Here is a 9,194-nt window from a genome sequence, read left to right as displayed (position 1 = left end):
ATACAAAGAAAAGAACGAAACAAGTTGTTTCGTATTTTTTTATTTATTTTTAAGAAAACTTATAAAGACAGTCAATCTTACCCTTAGGAAAATTCCTAAGGTCTTTTTTATATGTTCAAAATGAAACAAAGGGAAAAAATCTGTATAATAAAGAGCAGAGAATATTGTGAGTAAGGTAGGTGAAACCTTTGAATAAATATGAAATAAAGACAACTTCTTCTGAAGAGACGCAGAACTTGTCAGAAAAGTTAGGGAACCTTGTTAAAGAACAAGATGTACTTATTTTAGAAGGAGACTTAGGTGCAGGTAAGACAACATTTACAAAAGGTCTTGCAAAAGGACTTGGTGTGAAACGAGTGGTAAATAGTCCGACATTCAATATTATTAAAGAGTATAAAGGGAGATTACCGCTATATCATATGGATGTGTATCGTTTAGCGGAAAGTGAAGAAGATTTAGGATTTGATGAGTATTTTTATGGTGAAGGTATAACTGTAGTAGAATGGGCGCATTTAATTGAACCTTTTCTGCCGAATGAGAAATTAAAAATAAGCTTGTTCCATACAGGTGATGACACAAGGAAAATTGTGTTAGAACCAAGTGGTGAACGTTATATTAGATTATGTGAGGAGCTATTACAAGATGAAAGTACTAGCAATTGATACTTCAAATTACGTAATGGGTGTTTCTCTTATGGATGGAAATACTGTTACCGGAGAAATCATTACGAATTTAACCAAAAATCATTCTGTGCGCCTTATGCCTGCAGTAGAACAACTTCTAAAGGAATGTAATGTAAAGCCGAAAGAGTTAGATAAAATCGTTGTAGCGGCTGGTCCTGGATCTTATACAGGGGTTCGAATTGGTGTGACGGTTGCAAAAACATTAGCTTGGTCATTGCAAATACCGATTGTCGGTGTGTCTAGCTTAGAAGTAGTGGCGGCGAACGGAGCTAATTTTCAAGGTGTTATTTGTCCATTGTTTGATGGACGTCGCGGACAAATTTATACGGGCCTGTATACATATAAAGAAGAGCAGTTATCTTCTATAGAAGATGATCGAATCGTTCTTATTGTGGATTGGTTACAGATGTTAAAAGATAAGGGACAACCTGTTTTATTTATCGGAAATGACGTAGATCAACATAAAGAAACGATTGTAGAATATTTAGGGAACCAAGCTGTTTTTGCTTCTTGTACAAAGAACAACCCAAGACCAAGTGAGCTTGCATTTTTAGGATTACAAAAAGAGGAGCAAAGTGTGCATACATTTGTTCCAAGCTACCTCCGTTTAGCAGAAGCAGAAACAAAATGGCTAGAAAGTCAGAAACAATAGGGGTTATCATAATGGGTATTGCATTTAGAAAGATGACGACTGATGACATTCCTCAAATTGTAGCTATTGAGGAAGCGTCTTTCCCAACGCCTTGGACTGCTGATGCATTTTATCGTGAATTAACGACGAATGAGTATGCACATTATGTTGTCGTAGAAAAAGATGATGTGGTAATCGGATACTGTGGATTGTGGATAATTATTGATGAATCACATATTACGAACATAGCCATTTTACCAGAATATCGTGGTCAAAAGCTTGGGGAGGCCTTGCTGCAAGAAGTAATGGATCAGGCAAGAGAAATGGGAGCAAAAACGATGACACTTGAAGTACGGGTGTCAAATGAAGTAGCGAAACAGTTATACCGAAAGTATGGATTTCAAAATGGTGGAATTCGTAAACGATACTATACAGACAATTATGAAGATGGTCTTGTAATGTGGGTGAATATATGATGGAAAAAAATACGATTATACTTGGTATTGAAACGAGCTGTGATGAAACGGCTGTAGCAGTTGTTAAAAATGGAACAGAAATAGTGGCAAACGTTGTCGCTTCACAAATTGAAAGCCATAAACGTTTTGGCGGGGTGGTACCAGAAATTGCATCGCGTCATCATGTAGAACAAATTACAGTTGTATTAGAAGAAGCATTAAAAGAAGCGAACATTACATTTGAAGATATTGATGCAATTGCGGTGACGGAAGGACCGGGTTTAGTAGGAGCACTTTTAATTGGTGTAAATGCAGCAAAAGCAATTGCATTTGCACATAATATTCCTCTTGTTGGCGTTCATCATATTGCTGGGCATATTTACGCGAATCGTTTAGTGAAAGAACTACAATTCCCATTATTATCACTTGTTGTGTCTGGAGGACATACAGAGCTTGTGTATATGAAGGAACATGGTTCATTTGAAGTGATTGGTGAAACGAGAGATGATGCAGCAGGAGAAGCATATGATAAGGTTGCACGTACATTATCGATGCCTTATCCAGGGGGGCCTCATATTGATCGTCTTGCCCATGAAGGAAAGCCGACAATTGATTTACCTCGTGCATGGCTAGAGCCGGATTCGTATGACTTCAGCTTTAGTGGATTGAAATCAGCAGTTATCAACACTGTGCATAACGCAAAACAACGTGGTGAAGAAATTGCGCCAGAAGATTTAGCAGCTAGCTTCCAAGCGAGTGTAATAGATGTACTTGTGACGAAAGCAGCGCGTGCAGCAGAAGCGTATGATGTAAAACAAGTATTGCTTGCTGGTGGTGTTGCAGCAAACAAAGGACTTCGTGCACGTTTAGAGGAAGAGTTTGCAAAAAAAGAGGAAATTGAGCTTATTATTCCACCGTTATCCTTGTGCACAGATAATGCAGCGATGATTGCAGCAGCGGGCACAATTGCATATGAACAAGGAAAACGTGCAACATTGGCTTTAAATGCAAATCCAGGATTAGATATTGAAGCATAGTTATACACATAATTAACCACAACCTGTGGATAAAACCCATATTATCTGTTGATAATATGGGTTTTATTGTGAGTATTAAATGTGCATAACTTTTTTGTGGTTTGTTGATAATGTGGAAAAGTTATTTTTGTGTTTATATAATAAAGGTGGATATGTGTATAAGGTTGTGGATAATAGTATTGAGGTCAGACCTTTGACTATTTGTATTGAAAAATAAACAAGGTAGTTGAATGGCTTTCAACTACCTTGTTTTCGACCTATGAATATATAGAGATTATACGTGTAATTCTTCCCATTCAGCCATAAACTTCTCTAATTGTTCTTGTTTTGTTTGCTTTGCTGTTGTAATTTCACTAGCTCTTTCATAATCAGCGTATACTTCAGGAAGGCATAGTTCCTCTTCTAATTTTGCAATTTCCTCTTCCAACGTTACAATGTTTTGTTCGATTTCTTCAATTTTTCGGGTACGCTGACGCTCCTGTTTTTTACGCTCTTTTTCTTCAAGATAATTTAATTTCTCTTGAGCAATAGTTTTTTGGACTGGTGCATCTTCTTCTTGTTTTTCAAACTCAGCACGTTCAATCATTTCATTTTTCTTTTCAATATAGTAGTCATAATCACCTAAATATTCTTGTGCACCAGCTGTCGATAACTCAACAACTGTAGTTGTGACACGGTTAATAAAATAGCGATCATGCGAAACGAATAAAAGAGTTCCTGGATAATCAATTAAGGCATTCTCTAGAATTTCTTTACTATTTAAATCAAGGTGGTTTGTTGGCTCATCGAGAATGAGTAGGTTTGATTTTTGCATCATTAATTTCGCTAGAGCTAATCGAGCTTTTTGACCACCACTTAGAGAAGATACGGGCTTTAATACATCATCCCCTGTGAATAAAAAGTTACCGAGTATCGTACGAATTTCTTTTTCCGGCTCTAGCGGATAATCATCCCATAGTTCGTTTAAGACACGCTTAGATGATGTTAAGTTTGCTTGTTCTTGATCATAATATCCAATAGATACATTTGAACCGAAAGAAACTTCACCGCTTAACGTTTTTAATTTATTCACAATTGATTTTAATAGTGTAGATTTTCCAATACCATTCGGACCGACTAATGCAACGCTATCACCGCGAGTTAAGCGCATGTTTACATGTTCAATGATTGGTTCTTTGTCATATCCGATAGAAACATCTTTTACTTGTAATACGTCGTTTCCGCTTTGTTTTTCGATATCAAAGTGGAAGGATGCAGATTTAGAGTCACCTAATGGCCGAGTTAGTAATTCCATTCTGTCTAACTGCTTTTGACGACTTTGTGCACGTTTTGTTGTAGACGCACGGGCAATATTTTTTTGGACGAAGTCTTCAAGTTTCGCAATTTCCTCTTGTTGTTTCTCATAACGTTTCATTTCTTGCTCATATAGTGCAGCTTTTAAATCTAAATATTTACTGTAGTTACCAACATATCGTCTGCTTTCTTTATTAGAAATTTCATATACTTGTGTAACAAGTTTATCTAAAAAGTAGCGATCGTGGGACACGATTAAAATAGCGCCAGGATAGCCTTGTAAATATTGTTCAAGCCATGTTAATGTATCGATATCTAAGTGGTTTGTTGGCTCGTCCAAGATGAGTAAGTCTGGTTTTGTAAGCAGTAACTTCCCAAGAACAAGTCTTGTTTTCTGGCCGCCACTTAGCGTAGAAATTGTTGTTTGGTGTGTTTCCACTGGAAAACCAAGTCCACTTAAAATGGAACGAATATCTGCTTCATATTGGTAACCGCCTTGATCTTTGTAGTCTAACTGTAGTTGATCATAATCAGCGAGTAATTTCTCGTACGTAGCAGTATTTGAAAAGTTCTCTTCCTGCCCCATTTCGTGCTCTAGCCTTCGAAGTTTCTTTTCCATTTGTTGCAGGTGAGAAAAGACAGTAAGCATTTCATCCCAAATTGTTAAGGTTGTTTCTAAGCCAGTATTTTGGGCTAAATATCCGATAGAGACATCCTTTGGTTTTATAATTTCTCCGCCATCGTGAGATAGTTCACCAGCAATTATTTTTAATAATGTAGATTTTCCAGCACCATTTCGACCAACTAGTGCAATCCGATCTCTTGTTTGAACTTCCAATTTAATGTTTGCAAGAATCGTTTCAGCACCGTATAATTTTGAAAGCCCATTCACTTGTAATAAAATCAATGTTTTCACCTCAAATAATTTCTTAACTTTGCCATGTTTATATTTCTCAATCATACTAAAAATAGTGTATAGTTTAAAATAAAGAGAGAAGTCTTCTCTCTATTATACAAGGAAAGTCATAAGTGCTAAACTTATGTATTTGTTTTAAATCTGTGAACAAAGATAGGAAGAGAGGAGAGGTTACATGGATCAGCAAAAGATTCCACAGGCCACTGCCAAACGATTGCCTCTATACTATCGATTTATCCAAAACTTATCTCTTTCTGGTAAGCAACGTGTTTCATCGGCAGAATTGAGTGAAGCTGTAAAAGTAGACTCAGCAACAATTCGGAGAGATTTTTCATATTTTGGAGCGTTAGGGAAAAAGGGCTATGGATATAATGTAAATTATTTATTATCGTTCTTTCGAGAAACGCTTGATCAAGATGATATAACACGTGTAGCACTTATTGGAGTGGGTAATTTAGGGACCGCTTTCTTACATTATAATTTCACTAAAAATAATAATACAAAGATTGAAATGGCATTTGATGTCAATGAAGAGAAAGTTGGAAAAGAAATCGGAGGAATTCCTGTATATCATTTGGATGAATTAGAAGATCGTTTAACAAATGAGATACAAGTGGCAATATTAACAGTACCTGCTACCGTTGCACAAGCTGTAGCAGATCGATTGGCTGAAACAAATGTACACGGAATTTTAAATTTTACACCGGCGCGATTAAATGTGTCAGAAAATATAAGAATTCATCATATTGATTTAGCTGTAGAATTACAAACACTCGTTTATTTTTTGAAAAATTATCCACAATAAAACGCAGAGGAAATCCCTCTGCGTTTTATTGTTGCTTTTTCTTTGTAAATTTGACTAAGATAAGTCGAAGTGCCAAATTAAAATCAATTGTTGCCATAGCAGCAAACAGCAGTGTCCCAAAGTTCCAAATTGTATCTGTAACGTTCGTAATTGCGAAACGTGTAAAGACACATCCAAGAAGGAAATACAGTGCTGCCATGAACAATGGTGAGTTCCTCATATTTAAAATCCTCCGATAAATCCTTGCATTTTTTCTGCTTCTTTAATCATTTCTTGTATTTGTTCGTTACTTACTAGTACTTGAGTTATTGCGACTAATGTATTCATGGCAACGTGAGCCATAATAGGAACGATGATTCGTTTTGTTTTCACATATAGAAAAGCGAAAACAAGTCCCATGGAAGTGTATACTAACAAGTGTGTAAAATCAAAGTGAATTGCTGCGAAAACAAGCGAACTAATAATTGCCGCGATAAAGAAATTAAATCTTTTATAGAGAGTTCCAAATAAAATTTTTCTAAAGACAATCTCTTCTAAAATAGGGCCAATGATTGATATAACAATAAGAAACCATGGAGTAGCTCTTGCTATTTCCATCAAATCTTGTGTGTTTTGAGAACCAGGATTAATCCCTAATAATCGCATTTCAATATTAGCTGCAAGTATTTGAGCAAACATAGCTAAAAAGAAACCAATACAAATCCAGCCGATTGTCGCAGGAACACTAGCTCGCTTCGTATCTAAATGTCTATCGCGAATATCGGTTCTAAGTAGCCAAAGTATAATACATAATGCAGTGAAAAAGCTGATGATTGACCAGTGACCAGCCATGATTTGCATTTTTTGCTCTCGTGAAACTGCCATATTATCATATAGCCCTGTTTTGAAAAGGAGCCATATTCCAACAATTCCCGATAGTTGCATCAGAATATATGTAACTATAATCCACCAATATTGTTTTTTCAAATGGGTTAACCATCCTTTCTAACTCTAGTTTATGAGATAAGGCGAGATAACATGTAAACATCCCGCTGTGAGATACGTAATAACCGTTTGGATTATGATTTTTTTGTAAATCTTTATTTGAAAATGAAATAGATAACAGGAAAAAGCAGTGCCTATAGAGAAAATAACTTATGGCATCTTTCATATTGTAACATACGATAAGTGGAAAAGCCGATTCATATATCGCGTGCCTTCTTAATAATGGTTATAAGGAAGAATTATTTTTTAGAAAGGCGTATAGAAAAAGTTTATCTAGTAATTTGCGAAAAAATTATGATTTTTTTACTTGCAAAAGAAAATTAGATTATTTATTATTATAAGTGTGTTAGCACTCGTGGTCTTTGAGTGCTAATAAAGAAAATTTACATAGGAAAATGAGGAGGTTATTGTTCATGCTAAAGCCATTAGGTGATCGCGTTGTAATTGAGCTTGTTCAAGCAGAAGAAAAAACAGCAAGTGGTATTGTATTACCAGACACTGCAAAAGAAAAACCACAAGAGGGTAAAGTTATTGCAGTAGGTACTGGTCGAGTGCTTGAAAATGGTGAGCGTGTTGCTTTAGAGGTAGCAGCAGGTGATCTTATCATCTTCTCAAAATATGCAGGTACTGAAGTGAAATATGAAGGTACAGACTACTTGATTTTACGTGAAAGTGACATTTTAGCAGTTATCGGTTAATTATATACATTTTAAAAATCCAAGGGGGTCAATTATTATGGCAAAAGATATTAAATTTAGTGAAGAAGCACGTCGTTCGATGCTTCGTGGTGTCGACACTCTTGCAAACGCAGTAAAAGTAACACTTGGACCAAAAGGTCGCAACGTTGTACTTGAGAAAAAATTCGGTTCACCACTTATTACAAATGATGGTGTAACAATCGCGAAAGAAATCGAATTAGAAGATGCATTCGAAAACATGGGTGCAAAATTAGTAGCAGAAGTTGCTAGCAAAACCAATGACGTAGCTGGTGACGGAACAACAACTGCAACTGTATTAGCACAAGCTATGATTCGTGAAGGTTTAAAAAACGTAACAGCTGGTGCGAACCCAATGGGCCTTCGTAAAGGTATCGAAAAAGCTGTTGTTGCGGCAGTAGAAGAATTAAAAACGATTTCTAAACCAATCGAAGGTAAATCTTCTATCGCGCAAGTAGCTGCTATCTCTGCTGCTGACGAAGAAGTAGGTAAACTAATTGCTGAGGCAATGGAGCGCGTTGGTAACGACGGCGTTATTACTTTAGAAGAATCTAAAGGCTTCACAACAGAATTAGATGTAGTAGAAGGTATGCAATTTGATCGTGGATATGCATCTCCTTACATGATTACTGATTCTGACAAAATGGAAGCAGTCCTTGATAACCCATACATCTTAATCACTGACAAAAAGATTTCTAACATTCAAGAAATCTTACCAGTGTTAGAGCAAGTGGTACAACAAGGTAAACCACTTCTTATCATTGCAGAAGATGTAGAAGGCGAAGCGTTAGCTACATTAGTAGTAAACAAACTTCGTGGTACATTCAATGTAGTAGCTGTTAAAGCTCCTGGATTTGGTGACCGTCGTAAAGCAATGCTTGAAGATATCGCAATCTTAACTGGTGGCGAAGTAATCACTGAAGAACTAGGTCGTGACTTGAAATCTGCTACAGTTGCATCTTTAGGACGCGCTGGTAAAGTTGTTGTAACAAAAGAAAACACAACTGTAGTTGAAGGTGTAGGAAGCACTGAACAAATCGAAGCTCGCATCGGTCAAATCCGTGCGCAATTAGAAGACACTACTTCTGAATTCGATCGTGAAAAATTACAAGAGCGTCTTGCTAAACTTGCAGGCGGCGTAGCGGTAATTAAAGTAGGTGCAGCAACTGAAACTGAGTTAAAAGAACGCAAACTTCGCATTGAAGATGCACTTAACTCAACTCGTGCAGCAGTAGAAGAAGGTATTGTTGCAGGTGGCGGTACTTCACTTATGAACGTATACACTAAAGTAGCTTCTATTTCAGCTGAAGGTGACGAAGCAACAGGTATCAACATTGTACTTCGTGCATTAGAAGAGCCAGTTCGCCAAATCGCAATCAATGCTGGTCTAGAAGGATCTGTAGTTGTAGAACGTCTAAAAGGCGAAAAAGTAGGCGTTGGTTTCAACGCAGCTACTGGCGAATGGGTAAACATGCTTGAGTCTGGTATCGTAGACCCAGCAAAAGTAACTCGTTCTGCACTTCAAAACGCAGCATCTGTTGCAGCTATGTTCTTAACAACTGAAGCTGTAGTTGCTGACAAACCAGAACCAAATGCACCAGCAATGCCTGACATGGGCGGCATGGGCATGGGCGGTATGGGCGGCATGATGTAATTTAGGTGTAAAAACCTTGT

General features: G+C 36.9%; 10 protein-coding genes. 7 read left to right on the top strand and 3 right to left on the bottom strand.

The annotated features are described in order from the left end of the window. Positions 1-188: 188 nt before the first annotated feature. The 4 genes from tsaE to tsaD are packed head-to-tail and all read left to right on the top strand — an operon-like array spanning position 189 to position 2,806. Positions 189-662 (top strand): tRNA (adenosine(37)-N6)-threonylcarbamoyltransferase complex ATPase subunit type 1 TsaE, encoded by a 474-nt coding sequence (gene tsaE, locus HRG09_RS23685; protein WP_174103234.1) that lies wholly within the window; start codon positions 189-191, stop codon positions 660-662. Continuing rightward, the gene (tsaB, locus tag HRG09_RS23680) at positions 643-1,335 is read left to right on the top strand and encodes a tRNA (adenosine(37)-N6)-threonylcarbamoyltransferase complex dimerization subunit type 1 TsaB (protein WP_174103233.1); all 693 of its coding nucleotides are present in this window, start codon (positions 643-645) and stop codon (positions 1,333-1,335) included. The genes tsaE and tsaB overlap by 20 nt, the downstream gene beginning before the upstream one ends. 11 nt (positions 1,336-1,346) lie before the next feature. Beyond that, positions 1,347-1,790 (top strand): ribosomal protein S18-alanine N-acetyltransferase, encoded by a 444-nt coding sequence (rimI, locus tag HRG09_RS23675; RefSeq protein ID WP_174103232.1) that lies wholly within the window; start codon positions 1,347-1,349, stop codon positions 1,788-1,790. Next, positions 1,790-2,806, top strand: a complete 1,017-nt coding sequence (gene tsaD, locus HRG09_RS23670; RefSeq protein WP_174103231.1) for a tRNA (adenosine(37)-N6)-threonylcarbamoyltransferase complex transferase subunit TsaD — start codon at positions 1,790-1,792, stop codon at positions 2,804-2,806. Before rimI ends, tsaD begins: the two co-directional genes overlap by 1 nt. A 274-nt stretch (positions 2,807-3,080) precedes the next feature. Here tsaD and HRG09_RS23665 read toward each other — a convergent pair whose 3' ends face one another. Continuing rightward, positions 3,081-5,006, bottom strand: a complete 1,926-nt coding sequence (locus tag HRG09_RS23665) for an ABC transporter ATP-binding protein (protein WP_217448151.1) — start codon at positions 5,004-5,006, stop codon at positions 3,081-3,083. A 184-nt stretch (positions 5,007-5,190) separates the two neighbouring features. Here HRG09_RS23665 and HRG09_RS23660 point away from each other — a divergent pair, with 184 nt between their 5' ends. After that, complete coding sequence (locus HRG09_RS23660) at positions 5,191-5,820, top strand: redox-sensing transcriptional repressor Rex (RefSeq protein WP_174103229.1); 630 nt, start codon at positions 5,191-5,193, stop codon at positions 5,818-5,820. Between the two features lie 25 nt (positions 5,821-5,845). On the opposite strand, the gene HRG09_RS23655 is transcribed toward HRG09_RS23660, so the two are convergent. After that, positions 5,846-6,040: a YdiK family protein gene (locus HRG09_RS23655; protein ID WP_016117046.1), complete on the bottom strand. Its 195-nt coding sequence runs from the start codon at positions 6,038-6,040 to the stop codon at positions 5,846-5,848. Positions 6,041-6,042: 2 nt separating this feature from the next. Further along, the gene (locus tag HRG09_RS23650; protein WP_174103228.1) at positions 6,043-6,786 is read right to left on the bottom strand and encodes a CPBP family intramembrane glutamic endopeptidase; all 744 of its coding nucleotides are present in this window, start codon (positions 6,784-6,786) and stop codon (positions 6,043-6,045) included. Positions 6,787-7,217: 431 nt separating this feature from the next. Between HRG09_RS23650 and groES the strand changes: the two genes are divergently transcribed. Together groES and groL are read left to right on the top strand one after the other, a co-directional pair. Further along, positions 7,218-7,502, top strand: coding sequence for a co-chaperone GroES (groES, locus tag HRG09_RS23645; protein ID WP_000917306.1), 285 nt, complete (start codon positions 7,218-7,220; stop codon positions 7,500-7,502). 37 nt (positions 7,503-7,539) lie between these two features. Further along, the gene (groL, locus tag HRG09_RS23640) at positions 7,540-9,174 is read left to right on the top strand and encodes a chaperonin GroEL (protein ID WP_174103227.1); all 1,635 of its coding nucleotides are present in this window, start codon (positions 7,540-7,542) and stop codon (positions 9,172-9,174) included. Positions 9,175-9,194 lie beyond the last annotated feature (20 nt).

The organism is Bacillus sp. Xin1 (assembly GCF_013314535.1).
GTDB lineage: Bacteria > Bacillota > Bacilli > Bacillales > Bacillaceae_G > Bacillus_A.
This window is presented reverse-complemented; position numbering and strand designations above follow the sequence as displayed.

Excerpts from the sequence above, each read along its gene's own strand:
- tsaB (WP_174103233.1), top strand. The coding sequence starts at position 643 with ATGAAAGTACTAGCAATTGATACTTCAAATTACGTAATGGGTGTTTCT.
- rimI (WP_174103232.1), top strand. The coding sequence starts at position 1,347 with ATGGGTATTGCATTTAGAAAGATGACGACTGATGACATTCCTCAAATT.
- tsaD (WP_174103231.1), top strand. The coding sequence starts at position 1,790 with ATGGAAAAAAATACGATTATACTTGGTATTGAAACGAGCTGTGATGAA.
- HRG09_RS23660 (WP_174103229.1), top strand. The coding sequence starts at position 5,191 with ATGGATCAGCAAAAGATTCCACAGGCCACTGCCAAACGATTGCCTCTA.
- HRG09_RS23655 (WP_016117046.1), bottom strand. The coding sequence starts at position 6,040 with ATGAGGAACTCACCATTGTTCATGGCAGCACTGTATTTCCTTCTTGGA.
- groES (WP_000917306.1), top strand. The coding sequence starts at position 7,218 with ATGCTAAAGCCATTAGGTGATCGCGTTGTAATTGAGCTTGTTCAAGCA.
- groL (WP_174103227.1), top strand. The coding sequence starts at position 7,540 with ATGGCAAAAGATATTAAATTTAGTGAAGAAGCACGTCGTTCGATGCTT.